This window comes from Ruegeria sp. A4, assembly GCF_056543025.1.
Genome location: NZ_JBQGAW010000012.1, coordinates 1 through 16,531, shown reverse-complemented (window position 1 = coordinate 16,531; position 16,531 = coordinate 1). Strand labels below are relative to the sequence as shown.

Below are 16,531 nucleotides of genomic sequence, written 5' to 3'. Positions count from 1 at the left end.
TTTATGGCTTCACCAGTTTTTCCTCAGTCCAGCGTATCCGCAAGCCAGTTCTGAAGCAGAAAATGAGCGATAGCCCCCTTGCGAGCGGGCAACAACCGGGGATGTTCGCCGGCAAATGCCTGCATCATTTCGGATTTGCTGACCCACATCGCCTCTTCGATCTCGACCGGATCGATAACGATGTCGCGCGACAGGGCCTCGCCGGCGCATCCGAACATCAGGGATGCCGGGAACGGCCAGGGCTGGCTGGACAGGTAAGACACCGCGCCAACAGGTACGCCTGCCTCTTCCATCACCTCGCGACGCACCGCCGCTTCGAGCGTTTCGCCGGGTTCGACAAATCCCGCCAGCAAGGAAAACATGCCCTCGGGCCAACCCGGAGACCGTCCCATAAGCACATTGTCCCCATGCGTAATCAACATGATCACAACCGGATCCGTGCGCGGAAAATGTTGCCCGCCGCATGACGGGCAACTGCGCTGCCATCCCCCTTGCGACATATCGCTGGCTGCGCCGCAGCGGGCGCAGAAGCGATGTGTTTCGTGCCAACCGACAACCGCCTTGGCCGATGCGGCCAGTTCGGCATCACGAGGCGACAATCGCGCCATGATCCGGCGAAGCTCGGCAAAAACATGCCCTTCAGGCAAATCCGGGTGATGCTGTTCGGATCTGTCCACGAACTCTCCCAGGCCGGTCAGATCCAATCCCTCTGCCCCCCAGGCCGAGATATCCGCGGCAAACAGGGGTGCGCCCTCTGCGCTCAGGCCCAGAAAAACCGGTGCTTCGATCACGCCGCCGGGGCCATCGCTGACCAAAGGGTGAGTCATCTGCGTCAGGGCAAGCTGATCCAGCGCCGCGCCCACGACCAAAAGCTTGCCTCGCCACAGCAATATGCATCGCGCAGCGGGGTCGAGCGCCATCTCGGCCAGCTTCTCTGAATCCCCACGAAGATGCGCTGCCCGATTCAGACCCGAGCCACCGAAAGTCACCTGCTCTGCGTTTTTCATTGGAATTCCTTCTGGTCTTGCGCACAGGGCTGCCATGTCTCAGGCCCTGTTGCAATGGCAATTCAAGACGCAAAACGCACAGACGCGCCGCCGAAAAGCCGCATGGCGGCCTCGGAAAAATCATCTAGACTGCGCTTTGATGATTTTAGCCCATTACCACATTCAAAAGCAGAACAAAAAAAGTGAAGCAAAACCCATCGACGCAGGTTCAACCCACAAAAGACCGTGGGCGTATTCGTATTCTTGCCACCTCCGACCTGCACATGCATCTGACCGGTTTTGACTATTACGCGGACACACCGGACCCGACGCTTGGGCTGACACGCACCGCAAGCCTGATCCGCAAGGCCCGACACGAGGCCACAGACGCGCTGGTGCTGATTTTCGACAACGGGGATTCGCTCCAGGGAACGCCGATGGGCGAATGGGCCGTTCGGAACGACAATCCCCACCCGATGATGCAGGCATTCAAGGCGCTGGACTATGATGCGATTGGTCTGGGCAACCATGATTTCGGGTTCGGGCTGCCGACATTGGACAAGACCCTTGCACAAGCCCCGTGCCCGGTTCTGTGCGGCAATCTTCATCGGTCCGGAGAACAACAATCATGGCAGCGTTTTACGATCCTTGACCGTGTCGTGAGAGTGGGAAACAAGGATGTGCCCATTCGCGTCGGCGTGTTTTCGGTTCTGCCGCCGCAGACGACGCGTTGGGAAGAACACAATCTGAACGAAACCGTAGCGGCGGACGACATCGTTGTCGCGGCACAGTCCCTGACGCGTATCTTGCGCGAAAAGGGGTGCGATCTGATCGTGGCGCTCGCCCATTCCGGGCTTGGACACCCGGACGCAGCGACCGACACTGAAAATGCCGTTATTCCCCTGGCCGCGATCGAGGGCATCGACGCTGTTGTCGCCGGGCACACTCACCTGACCCTTCCCGCACGCACCGGCGCGCAAACCCCGAATGTGGATTACGTGAAAGGGCTGGTGCATGGAACGCCGGTTGTCATGCCCGGCTCGGCAGGCGCATATCTTGGAGTAATCGATCTGGCCGTTACCGTACAGCCCCAGTCGGGGCTGTGTGTTGTCGACAGCAACGCCGAATTGCGCCCGGTTTCGGTGGGCGGCACCGCGATTGGCGAAGATTTGGAAATCGCGCATCTGGTTGAACCCGCACATCAGCAGACCCGTCAGGACATGGCCGCGCCCGTTGCGCACGTCTCGGACACATTGCACAGCTATTTCAGCTTCTGTGCGCCGGATCGTGGGTTGGCGCTTGTGGCCGCCGCACAGGCAGCCGCGTTGCGCCCTTTTTTACACGTCACCACGCTTGCAGAGCTGCCGCTGTTGTCAGCCGCGTCGCCGGCCAAATGCGGCGGACGCTCTGGCCCCAGGCACTATACGGACGTGCCGCCCGGTGAAATCTGTCTGCGTCACGTGGCAGACCTGCATGTCTTTCCCAACGAGTTGCGCGCGGTTCAGATCACGGGCGCGCAGCTGCTGGAGTGGTTGGAGATGTCAGCCAGCGCATTCAACCAACAATTCCCCGACGCCGAGGCAGAGCTGTTCGACCGGGATCGGGCGGGATACAATTTCGATGTGATCTTTGGCCTGTCCTATCAGATCGACCCATCGCAACCGGCGCGTTACGATGTCGGGGGGCAAATGATCCATCCCGGCCACAGGCGGGTGCATCATCTGACTTGCGCAGGCCAGGCCGTGCAACCCGATCAGGCATTTGTCGTTGCGCTCGATAATTATCGCGCAAGCGGGGGCGGACATTTCCCGCATGTGTCATCGGCCCCGGCCATCGATCTGCCCCCGCTGGATATCCGGGACATTTTGCGGGATTACATGACGCACCGCCTGCCGCCCGACCCATTGGCCCGACAACCTTACCCGTTCTCTCTGATGCCGAAATCGGGGGTGACGACCATTCTTCGGACCGGTCCCGGTGCTTTCAAGTATGTCGACGAATTGAACAGGTTTGCCCCCAAGATTCTGGACCCTGACGAAAACGGTTTTGCACGCATTCGGCTGACGCTCTGACGGGTTGTCTTTTGCCGAAGCCTTCCCTATATCCAAAGTCGAGAGGTTGGCGCGGGCGAGCGCCTCGCCAACCTGGTCAGGTCCGGAAGGAAGCAGCCACAACGAGCCCCGCTTGGGTCGATGTCCAACCTCTCACTTTACGAACCTTGGCCGCAGGAGGGCTTTATGATTGTAGCAAAGACCCTTCGGGCAGCACGGTTCTGACCTCACGGTATCGACTGACTGCCTGAACACATGACCCGGGGATGAGCGATCGCCATCCGTCGGGAGTGCTGTTTCTGACGACAGGCAAACCAATGTTTCTTGCACTTTCGGACCTGGGATGGTCCTCTCACTTTGCTGCGCAATACGCGGCTTATCCTTCCTGCACACCTTTTCGCATCACTTCCGTTCATCGGGACCGCCTGATCGGGCTGAACCCTGGCGGCGAAGTCCCGTTGCTGACCCCCGATCAAACGACCGGCAGCTATGCCGTTGGCGATTGGGTTCTCGCCGATGACGACAAACGCGTGCGCCATTTGCTCGACCGGCGCAGCCTGCTGCACCGGCGCGCCGCCGGGACAGGTGCCGCGACGCAACTGATCGCAGCCAATGTCGATGTGTTGTTCATCGTCAGCTCGTGCAATGCCGATTTCAACCTGCCCCGGCTGGAACGATATCTGGCGCTTGCGCATCAGGCCGGGTGTTACCCGGTCGTCGTTCTGACAAAGGCCGACAAATCGGCGGACCCTGAAAGTTTCTCGGGACAGGTGCAATCACTGGACCCGTTATTGACGGTTCTGGCGATCAACGCGCTGGACCCGACAGAGGTTGAAAAGGTTCTGTCCTGGTGTCCCAAAAGCCAGACCGGAGCGCTGGTTGGTTCGTCGGGCGTTGGCAAGACGACACTTGCCAATACCATGACCGATCAGGATCTCGCCACCTCGGACATTCGCGAGGATGACGCGCGGGGCCGGCACACGACGACCGCACGCGCATTGCACCGGATGCGCAACGGCGGCTGGTTGATCGATACACCCGGAATGCGCGCGTTGCGCCTGCTGGACGCTCAGGACGGGATCGACGACGTTTTCTCGGACCTTGCCGAGTTGAGCCGGGATTGCCGTTTTTCGGATTGCCAGCACAGCTCCGAGCCCGGATGTGCCGTGCAAAAGGCGATCAGCCACGGCACGCTTGATCCGGCTCGATTGGACCGGTGGCGCAAGCTTCGGCGCGAAGATCAGCGCAATTCTGAAACCGTCGCGCAGTCTCGGGCGCGGGACAAAGCGTTCGGCAAGATGGTCCGTGGCGTCATGAAGGAAAAGAAACTTCGCAACCGGTGATGGCGGGTCGGTGCCCGGCCCGTCCTGCGCCGCGTCTGATCAAGCGATCAGTCGCGGCCAAACCGCTGCATTGCGCCGGGCAAATGCGCCGATATGACCAACCTCGGGCAACCCGAAATCGGCAGGGCTCAGCAGGTGGCGGTTGGCATCGGGGCCGTAAAGATCCGCAAGCCGCCAAACCGCGTCCGGCGGCACCATCTGGTCGTCCTCGAAGGTGAACAAATCCACGGGCGTTCCAGAATCCTTCCACTGCGCCGCAGGTAACTCATGCCCGATTTCAGGCACATAGTTCAAAGGCGCGGTACACCATTTGCGCCACTGCCAATAGACCGATGCCGGCAGATCCGAGCCGAACCCGATCGCCTTTCCGGGAAGGTAGCCAAGGGCTCGGGCCAAAAGCGGCGCATGACCATACCAGAACAATCCTGCCAAACCCCGATAGGGCCATGGATGGTCGCTTAGGGTTACCAGCCCCGAACACACACAGATCATCCGGTCAATCAGATCGATATCCGGCTGCACAGGCCCCAACATCGCGCCGATCGAATGGCCGATGGTCCAATGCTGCGAATTGGGAAACCGTCTGCGCATTTCCGCCCGTGCCGCGGGCATGTCGATCAAGGCCCAATCCGCCATGGTCGCACGCGAATCTTTCAGGCGGCCGGTCAAGGAATGCCCGTAATCGCGATAGTCATAGGTCAGGCAGGCCATACCCTGCTCGGCAGCAAGCCATCGTGCGAAATGACGGTAATAATCGCGCGGCACACCCGTTGCACTGTTCAGAACGACGACGATTTCGGGCGAAGTCAGCGGGCTGTACAACCGGGCAGACAGTGTTTTCTGCCCGGACGGAAAGCGAAACTCTTCGGTCAATACCGTTTGCTCTGTGTCCAACATGTTCTCTGGCTTTGCGCTTGGTAAATCCGGTTTCAGAACCTCAACACCCTCGACACTATGCATGAACCAACACCGTATCCAGCATGACCAAGCGTCCGGCCAAAAGATCGGCTTGACTCGGTGCGTACTCAAACGCTAGCGGTTGTGTGATGGTTTCCGGCCTCCACAAGGGGTCGGGATGAAAAGGGAACACGGTGCGGTAATGTCTGGTCATGCAGGCAACAACCAAATCCGCGACTGCCCCCGCAACTGTAAGCGGTAAGCGATGCCGAAACACCACTGGCCCCGACGGCTGGGAAGGTCGGCAAAGCGATGACCCGCAAGTCAGGAGACCTGCCATCGGAAACGAAACCGAAACTCGGGCGGGGTGTCCGGGCAGGTCCTGACGGCATCACGCTGTTCCACCTGTCCCAAATATCCTGTCCACCAAGCGCGGAGGGCGCAGGATGATCTGGAAGACAAAAACACATGAATTCAGTGCAACGGTATGTCAGCGGACGGGCAAAACCTGCCCCGCTTTGGCGCGGCTGGCGCGCTCGATATCCGAAGCCATGGCCCAGGCGACCTCGGCCACCAGTGACGATTTCGAGATTGAGGGCAGCAGCGAGCTGTCACATTGCACCGAAGGATGTCATGCAATTTTCCGCGCGCGATCAGACAGCATTCGTGTCTTTTGCGGGACGCAGCCCGAAACCGCGATTGAGCCGCTGAACGGCTATGCCGACCTGATCTTCGGAAACACGGTCAGTGCGATGCCATCCGGCGTCGTGAAAACCCCACCCTGCGCGATGATCGAAGTTTCCACGATCCGGCCGCGAAAACCTGTTTGCGCGCCCGCGCAGATTTCAATCTGAATCCAGACTGACCTGTGCCTGGGCGCGCCGAGAGGCCCAGGCCATTTGCGCATCCGTTTCGACGGCGCAAGGGCGCACCGCCCGCAATCGTTGCAGCGCCGTGTCCGCGCGTTCGCCGCATTCGACCATCAGCCGCAGGACAACCATACCTGACCTGCCACATCCCCCGCGGCAGTGCACCAATACGCGACCTCCGCCGGACAGCGCATGCCGGGCCGCGGCGCTGACGGACGGCCACGCGTCATCGATCGCTTTTGTCGGCGCTCCGAAATCTTCGATGGGCAGGTGAACCCATCGGCTGGCGCGGCTTTGAATATCGCTGCCAAATTCCTGCGCCCCGTCCTGAAGCATTTCGACATCCGTCGTCATCGAAACAACAAGCCCCGGCTGCCAGGCTGCGATCATATCCAGATCGCTGGAGTAATCTCCGCCGCGTCCGGGCATCGAGGTCAGTGCCAGCGTTCCGCCACCGACTTGCAGGGCGTAGATCACCAACTGCGACATGAATCCTGTCCTCCCCAAAGAACTCTTTACAAAAATGAGCCATTAAATCCGCTGATGCAGTTTAGTGCGAAAGCGACTCGTTTCTAAATCAAAAATCATCGCGCCACGCTGTGGACGCGGGCAACGGTGGCCACTACGCTGTGCCCAAGCACCGAATCCCAACGAGAAGACATGACAGACAGCTCCAGCCCCGCCTATCAGGTTCTCGCCCGCAAATATCGCCCGGAAACCTTTGCCGATCTGGTGGGTCAGGATGCCATGGTGCGCACCCTGAAAAACGCGTTCGCGGCCGACCGGATCGCGCAGGCCTTCATCATGACCGGTATTCGCGGCACCGGCAAAACCACGACCGCAAGGATCATTGCCAAGGGGATGAACTGCATCGGACCCGACGGAACCGGTGGCCCCACGACCGAGCCCTGCGGTCAGTGTGAACATTGTGTCGCCATCATGGAGGGCCGCCATGTCGACGTGATGGAGATGGACGCCGCCAGCCGTACGGGCGTCAACGACATCCGCGAGATCATCGACAGTGTCCGCTATCGCGCCGCCAGCGCGCGTTACAAGATTTATATCATCGACGAGGTTCATATGCTCTCGACCAGCGCGTTCAACGCGCTGCTCAAGACGTTGGAAGAACCGCCCGCGCATGTGAAGTTCATCTTCGCAACCACTGAAATCCGCAAAGTGCCTGTCACCGTGCTGTCCCGCTGCCAGCGTTTCGACCTGCGCCGGATCGAACCCGAAGACATGATTGGCCTGCTGCGCAAGATCGCCGAAGCGGAAAACGCCCAGATCGCCGAAGACGCGCTGGCGCTGATCACCCGAGCAGCAGAAGGATCGGCGCGGGACGCAACCTCGTTGCTGGATCAGGCGATTTCGCACGGGGCTGGCGAGACGACCGCTGATCAGGTCCGTGCGATGCTTGGACTGGCAGACCGTGGCCGGGTTCTGGACCTTATGGACATGATCCTGCGCGGCGATGCCGCCGGAGCACTTACCGAGTTGAGCGGCCAATACGCCGAAGGCGCAGACCCGCTGGCGGTGCTGCGCGATCTGGCCGAGATCACGCATTGGGTGTCCGTCGTGAAGATCACGCCTGACGCGGCGCAGGACCCGACGGTTTCTCCGGACGAACGGACCCGGGGCCAACACATGGCCGAGGCTCTGCCGATGCGGGTTCTGACCCGGATGTGGCAAATGCTGCTGAAGGCGCTCGAGGAAGTCTCGGCAGCCCCCAACGCCATGATGGCCGCCGAAATGGCCGTTATTCGCCTGACCCATGTGGCGGATTTGCCCAGCCCCGAAGAGCTGATCAAACGATTGCAAGATGCCCCGCCACCGCCGCCGGGCGGGCCCAATGGCGGCGTTTCGATATCCCGACCGGGCACCGGTCCGGCGCCGGCTGGCGCAGCCCATCCACCTACCTATGCGCCGTCCCCTCGCGGTGCCGGTGGCGCACCGGTTGCAGCCCTGGCGCAGGATGCCCAGACGGCTCTTGCCCGGTACCCGACCTTCGACCACGTGGTGGAACTGATCCGGACAAATCGCGACGTGAAGTTGCTGGTCGAGGTGGAAAACGGCGTGCGCCTCGTCTCCTATCAACCGGGGCGAATCGAATTTACGCCCGCCGCCCAGGCACCGGCCGATCTGGCGCCACGACTGGGCTCTGCCCTGCAACGCTGGACAGGAAATCGGTGGGCTGTCTCGATCGTCTCGGACGGAGAAGCCCCCACAATTGCAGAAATACGGGACGAGGCCGAGCTGGCTCTGAAATCCGAGGCCGAAAAACACCCGTTGGTGCAGGCTGTACTGGCGCAATTCCCAAAGGCGAAAATCACCAGGATCGAAACGCCGGAGCAACGCGCCGCCAAGGTCGAGACCGAAGCGCTTCCCGAGGTGGAAGACGAGTGGGACCCGTTCGAGGAAGACTGACCTCACCGCCCGTCACCCCTTGTTTCAAACGAAACTGATCGAGGTTTCGTTCGAACACATCCGCCTGCATGTCTCAGATCGTTCGTTGCGACACCGGCGAACGGAAGGCGGCCCGTGACAATTCTGATCCGGATGCCGCGTAGCCATTCGAACCCCGCCCAGATTTTCTGTGCTCCATGCAATCAGTCTCGGTTGCAGACCATATGCGCGCCAAGGACGATCCGCGCGTGTCGGGCCTGCTGGCAAATATGGCGTCGCAGATGGGCGGCGCGTTCCTGCTGACGCCTGCGCCGATCAACATGTCGGCCGGAACGATAGAACCTCCGACCGGCGGGAGAACCCTTGTGCCATGTGGCTGCTGCCCGTATCTAGAGCGCAAACGGAGACACAGGAGAATACTATGCTGAAAGGACTCGGCGGGCTTGGCGGTCTGGGCGACATGGCCAAGATGATGAAATCCGCGCAGGACCTGCAAACCAAGATGACCGAGATGCAGGAAGAGCTGAACAACATGATGGTTGTCGGCGAATCCGGCGCAGGCCTGGTCAAGGCAACGGCGACAGCCAAGGGTGAACTCAAAGGTCTGGATATCGACCCGTCCATCTTCAACGGCGATGACAAGGAAGTGGTCGAAGACCTGATCCTGGCCGCCATCAAGGATGCGCAGACCAAGGCAACCGAACGTTCGCAGGAAGAAATGGCCAAGCTGACCGAAAGCATGGGCTTGCCCGCAGACATCAAGCTGCCGTTCTGAGCTTCATCTTTTCTGAAATACTCCCGCCGGAGGCTCCCTCCGGCGCAAGACAGGATTGGCCATGAGTTCGAACAGCGACATCGACAATCTGATCGACCTGATGGCCAAACTGCCGGGCCTCGGCCCACGCTCAGCCCGCCGCGCGGTTCTGCACCTGATCCGAAAACGCGCCCTGCTGCTGACGCCCCTGTCTGATGCCATGCAACAAGTCGCCGTGACCGCCCGGGAATGCCTGAATTGCGGCAACGTGGGCACCACTGACATCTGCGACATCTGCAACGATGAAGCCCGCGCAACCGGCGAGCTCTGCGTGGTCGAAGACGTCGCCGATCTGTGGGCGATGGAGCGTGCCGGAGTGTTCAAAGGGCGCTATCACGTTCTGGGTGGCACGCTGTCGGCGTTGGACGGGGTCGGCCCCGACGAGTTGCGCATTCCCCGCCTCAAGGACCGGGTTGTGGCCGAAGGGATTTCCGAAGTCATCCTGGCGCTGAACGCCACCGTAGATGGCCAGACCACCGCCCATTACATCGCCGATCAGTTGGAGGGGCAGGTGCGCCTGACCTCACTGGCGCAAGGTGTGCCGATTGGCGGAGAACTGGATTATCTGGACGACGGGACGATCACGGCCGCGCTGCGGGCGCGGAAGGAAATCTAGCTAACCTCAGAGGATCGGGGCGATAACCGCGCCATCGCCCCAGCACGTATCGACGCGGGCCTACGGGCTTCAGGTATATGCGCCAGACGAGTAGGTCAGCTCATACGAGTGGCTGTAGATTTCGAATACGATACCAAAGGGGTCTTCAACATAGACCATTCGGTAAGGCTTTTCTCCGGGATAGTAGTGCCGTATCGGCATCCTCTGCTTTCCACCAGCCTGCACAATCTTTTCGACCAGACCTTCGACGTCAGGGTCCTGAATGCAAAAGTGAAACGTGCCATTTCTGCGGAAATCGATGTTGTTTTCAGGCTCGTAATTCCCGTCAAACTCGAAGAGTTCAATTCCAATCCTGTCCGCTGTCGCGAGATGTGCGATACGCAGTTTCCTCCAGTCCGGGCCAAAGACATCCGTGCACATAACGCCAATATCCGAGTCATCCTCGACCACGTCGGTGGGCGGCATGATGACGTAAAAACCCAAGACCTCGGAATAGAACTTCACGGCTTCGTCCACGTTTGGAACGGACAACCCGATATGTGAAAAAGTCCTTGGAAACTGAGACATAGAAGGCTCCTTAATCTGCTAAGACGTAAAACTATTGGACAGCGTTTAGTTTTCAAGTTGCTTCCCATGCCTTCATAGCAGGGTTCACCCCGCTGCATGGGTCATGACCCGGAGACAAAATACTCGCTACAAAGCAAAAGGGGCTTTGCCTTCTGTGCGCGCGTAGTAGAATGCCTCGGACTTGATCCCTTTGATTGGAATACGTTATGGCCCGCCTTCTCGCCCTCGCCTTCGCCACGTTCACTGCAACCGCCGCCCTGTCGCAGGACCTTGTGGACAAGGGCTTTGTCGAAGGTTGGAACATCATGATGGACCCAGCGCTTGGCAACGGGTGCTTGATCCAGACGGTGTATCAGGATCTCTCGGTGGTGCGGCTGGGCTATGATGCGCTGGGCAATCGTGGGTATTTCGCCGTGTACAACAAGGCATGGGGCGACATTAAACAGGGTGAGAGTTATCCGATCCGCTTTGATCTGGACGGCAAAAGCTATGATGCGACGGCCATCGGGTTCAACGAACGCGACGTGCCGGGCGCAACCGTGTTTTTCACCGACCGGAGCTTTGTGAACGCCATCGCTCAGAACAAAACGATGACCGTCTACAATCCGGCAGGTGAAGTGGTGATGGCCATCGATCTGAAAGGCACCGCCAAGGCGCTGGACTATGCGCGGGACTGCCAGAACAAAAAGCTTTAACGAATCGGATCGAACAGGGCGTCCTTGGCGGTGCAGTCACGGATCACGCCGCGGCCACAGGGTACGGGATCAAGATCGCGGGACAGGCACAGGCGGACCTCTTCGATATAGCCCTGTTTGCAGGTGATCGTGATCATGTCGCGCTTCAACTCAGGGTTGGCCTTCAGGAATGCCTCCTCGACCACCGAAGCCGGCAGTTTGACGGATGAATCCAGCTTGCGGAACACCTCAGGGCGCTTGACCGCTTCATAAGCCCGCCGGGACAAGGCAAAGTAGTCGGATGCCGACAATCCCGAGCATGTGCCGTGTTTCTTCCATTGATGCCAAGCAAGGCCGGAACTTCCCTGAATATCCTCCATTTCCCGCGTCATGCGTCGCGAAGGTGGGCTTTCGGGGGTACGACAGTAGGACGGCCAGCCCTGATGGAACTGTGGCCATAACCCGTGCAGTATCCAGCCGTGATCATGCCGATCGTCACATTGATCCGAGCCGCGCGCGTCACCTTCGCGGGCGCACCAGTTGGGCGACCAGCTGAGCGACAGCACGTAGTAATCGAACTCGCCCGCCTTTTCGCCCTCGGCCAGCGCAGCGACCGCGCTCAAGACCCACAAAACCAGCCCCGTAATCCCTTGGCGCATTCGCCTCTTCCCTTCTTGCCTTTGCGCGACTATATACGGGCGAAGTTCCCCGACAACGGAAACCTGCCCCAAAACCAAGGGGCCGCCGAATTCCGGCGACGGGACAGATGTATGCATAGGAGACGGGCTGATGGCAAAACCGCTTATGGCCAAGGCAACCGCCGTATGGCTGGTGGACAACACCACGATCAGCTTCAAGCAGATCGCGGATTTCGTAGGAATGCACGAGTTGGAAGTGCAGGGTATCGCTGATGGCGACGTCGCCGCCGGCGTCAAGGGCTTTGACCCAATCGCCAACAACCAGCTGACCCAGGAAGAAATCGACGCGGCACAGAACAACCCGCTTCACAAGCTGAAGCTCAAGTTCAACCCATCGGCCGCCGGCGAGGAAAAGCGCCGGGGTCCGCGCTACACGCCGCTTTCGAAACGCCAGGACCGTCCGAACTCGATCCTGTGGCTGGTCAAGTTCCACCCGGAACTCAGCGACGGCCAGATTGCCAAGCTGGTGGGCACCACCAAGCCCACCATCCAGTCGATCCGCGAACGCACGCACTGGAACATCGCCAACATGCAGCCGATTGATCCGGTTGCTCTGGGTCTGTGCAAACAGTCCGAACTGGACACGGCCGTACAGAAAGCGGCGGCCAAGAAGGCAGCTGAAGGCGGCGTGATGAGCGATGACGAACGTCGCAAGCTGGTATCGACCGAGCAGTCGCTGGAAATGGACGCAGCGCCGAAAATCCCGACCGCAATTGAAGGTCTGGAAACCTTCTCGCTGTCCGACGAGCCGTCGGAAGAGAAAGAAGATGAACCGATCATCGACGCAGACAGCTTTTTCAACCTGCCCAAGGGTGGGGCGGATGACGAAGACGAAGACGATCTTCGCCCGTAACGCGCAAACAGCCTCGGCCATTTCGGCTGGGGCTTTTTTCACGGACTTGCCATGCTGAACGTTCTATCTGCGGTATTTGGCCCGCACCGCGCCGTCACGATTTATGCCTTTCTGAAAACGTGGGGGCTTGGTCTGGCCGGCGGCGTTGTCATGATTGCCATCGTCACGACATTGTTTCTGCTGGGGGATGAAGGCGAACACGAGCATGAGGCGTTTCTGATCGTCCCGGTTCTGTCTGCAACTCCGGTGAACGGAGATCTGAAGAACGGCGTCGTGGCATCGGTCCGCTTGCCGGATGGGTCCGCCACATCGATTACGTCCACAGATGCGCAGATTTCGCAGACAGTGGGAACGACGGCCTGTGTCGAAAAACGCGTTTACGTCGAAAGCGGAGAAGCCCGATACCGGTTCAAACTGCCACGTCTGTGCGACGGTAGTTGATCGACGGAACCGAACGGATAAAAGCCGCCCGATGTGACACCGGGCGGCTTTTGCGTTCATACCAATTGAAAGATGATACCAGCCACGATTGCGCCACCGACCCCCAGGGTCAGATAGGTTGCAAAGACACGTGGTTTGACCAACGACCAGACTGCAGCCATCGCCGGGATGGAACTGACGGCACCGGCAACCATGAACGACATGGCCGCACCCTCTGTCATACCTTGCTCCATCAACCCTGCCAGCAAAGGCGGCGCCACGTAGGAGTTCAGGTATGCCGGCATACCCACCAGCGCAGCAACGATGATCGGCAGCACGCCTTCTCCGCCAACCAAGCCTGCGATCAGGTCGGCGGGGACATAGTTGACCAAGAGCGCCTCAAGCACATAAGCCAGCGCAAGCCATTTCAACAGGAACAGACCGTTGTGCACGAATTCCGAACGGAACCGGACGCGGCGCTCGGGCTCCTGCCAGAATTTCCAGACCGGTTTGTCATCCGTTTTCGGACCACATCCGCAGCACCCGGCGGGCTTGTATTCGCGCAAGGGCTGGGCAAACGCGCCGTTGCGCATCAGCAACCGAACCGCGAACCCGCCGAACAGGCCAAGCGCAACCGCCGCAACAGCCTTGCCGATGGCAAAGGGCCATCCCAGCGCACCGGCGGTAATCAAAAGCGTCGGCGGATCGATCAAAGGTGAGCTGAGCCAGAACGCCATGACTGCGGACAAAGGAGCACCAAGGGCCAGAAGACCCGCAATGAAGGGGATAACCTCGCAAGAACAGAACGGTGCAAGACCACCGAACAAGGCAGCCAGAAAGATCATCCGGGTTTCGCGCCCCTCAAAGGCACGCGCCACCATCACCTCTGCGCCGGTCGCCTTGAGGTAAGACAGCAGAAGCACTGCAAACAGAATATACTGCCCTGTATGCGCCAGAGCCTTGGCTGCAAATGTCACCACCTCGGGCAAGTTTCCGGGATCCAGGATTGCCACCGCCGCCAGAATGACGACGATCAGCGTCCAGGGTGTCTTGATCAGGTCCAGCGCCACTTTGGCAGTCATGCGCGGGTTCTGTGTCAATTCAGCCATCGTTCGCAGCCTTTCCAACTTCGTCAGCGCAGCACTCGCTGAGAATGAATAGCGCCAGATTTCTCAATTCGTCGTAATTGGCGCGGTTGATCGTGGTTCGACCGACCTTTTCCTGTTCGACCACACCACCGGCTGCAAGAAACCGCAGGTGATGGGCCAGGGTCGACGGGGCAATCCCTGTCCGGTCCTGTATCTCGCCAACGGTCAATCCGGCTTTGCCAGCCCGGACCAGCGTCTTGAGGACTTTCAGCCGAGCTTCAGAGCCCATGGCAGAAAATCCGGCCGCAGCAGCTTCCCACATCCACTATCTCCTTTAAACTAGATTTCTAGTTATTTAGTCCAAAGGAACTCGCCGGTCAACCCCGCCGACAAAATTTCGTGACTGCGATGTAAGTCCAGATTGCCCCGACCTTAAGTCCACCCTATAAGCAGGCATGGGGATTTCGGTCGATACATTCTTTCTTGAGCTCAATGGTCAGGGCACATTGCAGGCCCAGATCCAGCAGATGATTGCCGAAGGCATCTTGTCCGGTCGCTTTCACGTCGGAGAAAAACTCCCTTCGTCACGCAAACTGGCCGCGCATCTGGGTGTCAGCCGAATAACGGTGACGTTGGCCTACACCGAACTTTTGGCCAATGACTATCTGACGGCAAAGGGGCGGTCCGGGTATTACGTTTCGCAAAACGCACCTGTCCCCCCCAAGTATTCGCCTGTCCAGCGCGGCACAGAATCCGTTGACTGGGACAATGCACTGGCGCGCCGCTTTCTGGACAGTGACGTTCTGCCAAAACCCAGCGACTGGCGAGAGTACCGTTATCCGTTCATCTACGGGCAGGCTGACCGAACCTTGTTTGACCACGCCAACTGGAGGTTATGCGCCGTCCGCGCGTTGGGACACAAGGATTTCGATTCGCTGACCGGAGATTACGTGGATCAGGATGATCCGTTGTTGATCGAATTTATTGCCCGTCACACTCTACCTCGCCGTGGCATCGCGGCCCGCCCCGAAGAGATCCTGATCACTCTGGGCGCGCAGAACGCGCTCTGGCTGGCATCGCGCATCTTGCTGACGCACAATCGCACGGCCGTCATAGAAGACCCATGTTACTATGCGCTTCGAAGCCTTCTGAACCATTGGGATTGCGCGGTTACGCCCTTGAGCGTGGACCGGGACGGGCTGCCTCCCGAGGCGATTCCCGACGAAGCGGACGTCATCTTTACCACCCCCAGCCATCAAAGCCCGACAACCGCAACGATGCCGATCGACCGCCGCAACCAGTTGCTGGACCGAGCACGCGAACTCGACGCGATGGTCGTCGAGGATGACTATGAGTTTGAAATGGCCTTCCGAGGCGCACCTTCGCCAGCACTGAAATCCATGGATCGGGATGGGCGCGTGATTTATGTCGGCAGCTTTTCCAAGTCGCTGTTTCCAGGATTGCGACTTGGATACATGGTCGGCTCAGAGCCCTTTATCCGCGAGGCACGCGCGCTGCGCTCGTTGGTTCTGCGCCACCCACCAGGCCACATTCAGCGCACGGCGGCGTATTTCCTGTCGCTGGGCCACTACGACGCGCAAATTCGGCGAATGTCGAAGGCCCTGCAAGAACGGCGCGACGCGATGGACAAAGCCATCGCGGAAAGTGGGCTGACCGTGGCTGGACGGGGTGTGATCGGCGGCTCTTCAATGTGGATGTCAGCCCCTGAACATGTCGACACAACTCAAATGGCATTAAGGCTGCAAAACCAGGGTGTTCACATCGAGCCCGGCGCACCGTTCTTCTCGGGGCCGGACAGGCCACAGAATTTCTATCGCCTGGGCTATTCCTCAATTCCAACTGACCGCATCGCGCCGGGCGTGAAACTGATCGCAGACGCAATTCGGGCCGTTTGAACCTCATCTGGACCTAATCCGGCTTTCGTTTTGGCCCTAACGCAGGTCGCACCCTTGCGCCAAAACCATATCAAACGCCGGGCACAGTGCCCGGTTTCACTCACTCTTGGTTGGAGAGCACTCACATGAAGATGACGACGGAAGAGGCGTTTGTTAAGGTTTTGCAGATGCACGGGATCGAGCATGCGTTCGGGATCATTGGATCTGCGATGATGCCGATCTCGGACTTGTTCCCGAAGGCCGGGATCATGTTCTGGGACTGCGCGCATGAAGGCAGCGCGGGGATGATGGCGGATGGCTACACCCGCGCCACCGGCAAGATGTCGATGATGATCG

The 16,531-nt window shown here is 59.5% G+C and carries 18 protein-coding genes, 1 other RNA gene and 1 riboswitch; of the genes, 12 read left to right on the top strand and 7 right to left on the bottom strand.

The features are described 5' to 3' along the window. Positions 1-23: 23 nt before the first annotated feature. Entirely contained in the window at positions 24-1,007 is a 984-nt protein-coding gene (gene nudC, locus ACR0E2_RS19545) for an NAD(+) diphosphatase (RefSeq protein WP_480447604.1), read from the bottom strand. A gap of 182 nt (positions 1,008-1,189) precedes the next feature. Here nudC and ACR0E2_RS19540 point away from each other — a divergent pair, with 182 nt between their 5' ends. The 3 genes from ACR0E2_RS19540 to rsgA all read left to right on the top strand — a co-directional run bounded on the left by ACR0E2_RS19540 (position 1,190) and on the right by rsgA (position 4,380). Continuing rightward, complete coding sequence (locus tag ACR0E2_RS19540) at positions 1,190-3,058, top strand: bifunctional 2',3'-cyclic-nucleotide 2'-phosphodiesterase/3'-nucleotidase (protein WP_480447603.1); 1,869 nt, start codon at positions 1,190-1,192, stop codon at positions 3,056-3,058. 39 nt (positions 3,059-3,097) lie between these two features. Then, an RNA gene (gene ffs / locus ACR0E2_RS19535) (signal recognition particle sRNA small type) lies at positions 3,098-3,196 on the top strand. Positions 3,197-3,354: 158 nt separating this feature from the next. Next, positions 3,355-4,380 (top strand): ribosome small subunit-dependent GTPase A, encoded by a 1,026-nt coding sequence (gene rsgA / locus ACR0E2_RS19530; protein WP_480447602.1) that lies wholly within the window; start codon positions 3,355-3,357, stop codon positions 4,378-4,380. A 39-nt stretch (positions 4,381-4,419) separates the two neighbouring features. Here rsgA and ACR0E2_RS19525 read toward each other — a convergent pair whose 3' ends face one another. Further along, positions 4,420-5,340 carry an alpha/beta hydrolase family protein gene (locus ACR0E2_RS19525; RefSeq protein WP_480447601.1) on the bottom strand — a complete coding sequence of 307 codons (921 nt, stop codon included), beginning with the start codon at positions 5,338-5,340 and terminating at the stop codon, positions 4,420-4,422. A gap of 70 nt (positions 5,341-5,410) precedes the next feature. Next, positions 5,411-5,632: riboswitch (cobalamin riboswitch) on the top strand. Between the two features lie 91 nt (positions 5,633-5,723). Between ACR0E2_RS19525 and ACR0E2_RS19520 the strand changes: the two genes are divergently transcribed. Continuing rightward, complete coding sequence (locus tag ACR0E2_RS19520) at positions 5,724-6,131, top strand: hypothetical protein (RefSeq protein WP_480447600.1); 408 nt, start codon at positions 5,724-5,726, stop codon at positions 6,129-6,131. Here the strand turns inward: ACR0E2_RS19520 and ACR0E2_RS19515 are convergent. Beyond that, positions 6,123-6,635: a protein-tyrosine phosphatase family protein gene (locus tag ACR0E2_RS19515; protein ID WP_480447598.1), complete on the bottom strand. Its 513-nt coding sequence runs from the start codon at positions 6,633-6,635 to the stop codon at positions 6,123-6,125. The two genes, ACR0E2_RS19520 and ACR0E2_RS19515, sit on opposite strands and share 9 nt — an antisense overlap. A gap of 171 nt (positions 6,636-6,806) precedes the next feature. Between ACR0E2_RS19515 and ACR0E2_RS19510 the strand changes: the two genes are divergently transcribed. The 3 genes from ACR0E2_RS19510 to recR all read left to right on the top strand — a co-directional run bounded on the left by ACR0E2_RS19510 (position 6,807) and on the right by recR (position 9,979). Then, positions 6,807-8,570, top strand: a complete 1,764-nt coding sequence (locus ACR0E2_RS19510) for a DNA polymerase III subunit gamma/tau (protein ID WP_480447597.1) — start codon at positions 6,807-6,809, stop codon at positions 8,568-8,570. A 400-nt stretch (positions 8,571-8,970) separates the two neighbouring features. After that, positions 8,971-9,324: a YbaB/EbfC family nucleoid-associated protein gene (locus ACR0E2_RS19505; RefSeq protein WP_152459206.1), complete on the top strand. Its 354-nt coding sequence runs from the start codon at positions 8,971-8,973 to the stop codon at positions 9,322-9,324. A gap of 61 nt (positions 9,325-9,385) precedes the next feature. Continuing rightward, positions 9,386-9,979 carry a recombination mediator RecR gene (gene recR / locus ACR0E2_RS19500; RefSeq protein ID WP_480447596.1) on the top strand — a complete coding sequence of 198 codons (594 nt, stop codon included), beginning with the start codon at positions 9,386-9,388 and terminating at the stop codon, positions 9,977-9,979. Between the two features lie 69 nt (positions 9,980-10,048). Here the strand turns inward: recR and ACR0E2_RS19495 are convergent, their stop codons facing one another. After that, on the bottom strand, positions 10,049-10,546 hold the full coding sequence (locus ACR0E2_RS19495; protein ID WP_152459208.1) for a lactoylglutathione lyase family protein: 498 nt from the start codon (positions 10,544-10,546) through the stop codon (positions 10,049-10,051). A gap of 206 nt (positions 10,547-10,752) precedes the next feature. On the opposite strand from ACR0E2_RS19495, the gene ACR0E2_RS19490 reads away from it, so the two are divergent. Continuing rightward, positions 10,753-11,241: a hypothetical protein gene (locus ACR0E2_RS19490; protein WP_152459209.1), complete on the top strand. Its 489-nt coding sequence runs from the start codon at positions 10,753-10,755 to the stop codon at positions 11,239-11,241. On the opposite strand, the gene ACR0E2_RS19485 is transcribed toward ACR0E2_RS19490, so the two are convergent. Beyond that, positions 11,238-11,879 carry a ribonuclease T2 family protein gene (locus tag ACR0E2_RS19485; RefSeq protein WP_480447595.1) on the bottom strand — a complete coding sequence of 214 codons (642 nt, stop codon included), beginning with the start codon at positions 11,877-11,879 and terminating at the stop codon, positions 11,238-11,240. The two genes, ACR0E2_RS19490 and ACR0E2_RS19485, sit on opposite strands and share 4 nt — an antisense overlap. 130 nt (positions 11,880-12,009) lie before the next feature. On the opposite strand from ACR0E2_RS19485, the gene ACR0E2_RS19480 reads away from it, so the two are divergent. Together ACR0E2_RS19480 and ACR0E2_RS19475 are read left to right on the top strand one after the other, a co-directional pair. Then, entirely contained in the window at positions 12,010-12,771 is a 762-nt protein-coding gene (locus ACR0E2_RS19480) for a DUF1013 domain-containing protein (RefSeq protein ID WP_152459211.1), read from the top strand. 51 nt (positions 12,772-12,822) lie between these two features. Then, positions 12,823-13,212: a hypothetical protein gene (locus tag ACR0E2_RS19475; RefSeq protein ID WP_171331869.1), complete on the top strand. Its 390-nt coding sequence runs from the start codon at positions 12,823-12,825 to the stop codon at positions 13,210-13,212. A 56-nt stretch (positions 13,213-13,268) separates the two neighbouring features. Here the strand turns inward: ACR0E2_RS19475 and ACR0E2_RS19470 are convergent, their stop codons facing one another. Next, complete coding sequence (locus ACR0E2_RS19470; RefSeq protein WP_480447594.1) at positions 13,269-14,300, bottom strand: permease; 1,032 nt, start codon at positions 14,298-14,300, stop codon at positions 13,269-13,271. After that, entirely contained in the window at positions 14,293-14,601 is a 309-nt protein-coding gene (locus tag ACR0E2_RS19465; RefSeq protein WP_480447593.1) for an ArsR/SmtB family transcription factor, read from the bottom strand. Before ACR0E2_RS19465 ends, ACR0E2_RS19470 begins: the two co-directional genes overlap by 8 nt. 133 nt (positions 14,602-14,734) lie before the next feature. On the opposite strand from ACR0E2_RS19465, the gene pdxR reads away from it, so the two are divergent. Together pdxR and ACR0E2_RS19455 are read left to right on the top strand one after the other, a co-directional pair. Continuing rightward, entirely contained in the window at positions 14,735-16,195 is a 1,461-nt protein-coding gene (gene pdxR, locus ACR0E2_RS19460; protein WP_480447592.1) for a MocR-like pyridoxine biosynthesis transcription factor PdxR, read from the top strand. A gap of 125 nt (positions 16,196-16,320) precedes the next feature. Then, positions 16,321-16,531 (top strand): thiamine pyrophosphate-binding protein (locus ACR0E2_RS19455; protein WP_480447016.1); only part of this gene is annotated, 211 nt, incomplete at its 3' end.

Bases quoted from the DNA above. Each gene is read 5' to 3' on its own strand.
- nudC (WP_480447604.1), bottom strand. From the start codon at position 1,007: ATGAAAAACGCAGAGCAGGTGACTTTCGGTGGCTCGGGTCTGAATCGG.
- rsgA (WP_480447602.1), top strand. From the start codon at position 3,355: ATGTTTCTTGCACTTTCGGACCTGGGATGGTCCTCTCACTTTGCTGCG.
- ACR0E2_RS19525 (WP_480447601.1), bottom strand. From the start codon at position 5,340: ATGCATAGTGTCGAGGGTGTTGAGGTTCTGAAACCGGATTTACCAAGC.
- ACR0E2_RS19520 (WP_480447600.1), top strand. From the start codon at position 5,724: ATGATCTGGAAGACAAAAACACATGAATTCAGTGCAACGGTATGTCAG.
- ACR0E2_RS19515 (WP_480447598.1), bottom strand. From the start codon at position 6,635: ATGTCGCAGTTGGTGATCTACGCCCTGCAAGTCGGTGGCGGAACGCTG.
- ACR0E2_RS19510 (WP_480447597.1), top strand. From the start codon at position 6,807: ATGACAGACAGCTCCAGCCCCGCCTATCAGGTTCTCGCCCGCAAATAT.
- ACR0E2_RS19505 (WP_152459206.1), top strand. From the start codon at position 8,971: ATGCTGAAAGGACTCGGCGGGCTTGGCGGTCTGGGCGACATGGCCAAG.
- recR (WP_480447596.1), top strand. From the start codon at position 9,386: ATGAGTTCGAACAGCGACATCGACAATCTGATCGACCTGATGGCCAAA.
- ACR0E2_RS19495 (WP_152459208.1), bottom strand. From the start codon at position 10,546: ATGTCTCAGTTTCCAAGGACTTTTTCACATATCGGGTTGTCCGTTCCA.
- ACR0E2_RS19490 (WP_152459209.1), top strand. From the start codon at position 10,753: ATGGCCCGCCTTCTCGCCCTCGCCTTCGCCACGTTCACTGCAACCGCC.
- ACR0E2_RS19485 (WP_480447595.1), bottom strand. From the start codon at position 11,879: ATGCGCCAAGGGATTACGGGGCTGGTTTTGTGGGTCTTGAGCGCGGTC.
- ACR0E2_RS19480 (WP_152459211.1), top strand. From the start codon at position 12,010: ATGGCAAAACCGCTTATGGCCAAGGCAACCGCCGTATGGCTGGTGGAC.
- ACR0E2_RS19475 (WP_171331869.1), top strand. From the start codon at position 12,823: ATGCTGAACGTTCTATCTGCGGTATTTGGCCCGCACCGCGCCGTCACG.
- ACR0E2_RS19470 (WP_480447594.1), bottom strand. From the start codon at position 14,300: ATGGCTGAATTGACACAGAACCCGCGCATGACTGCCAAAGTGGCGCTG.
- ACR0E2_RS19465 (WP_480447593.1), bottom strand. From the start codon at position 14,601: ATGTGGGAAGCTGCTGCGGCCGGATTTTCTGCCATGGGCTCTGAAGCT.
- pdxR (WP_480447592.1), top strand. From the start codon at position 14,735: ATGGGGATTTCGGTCGATACATTCTTTCTTGAGCTCAATGGTCAGGGC.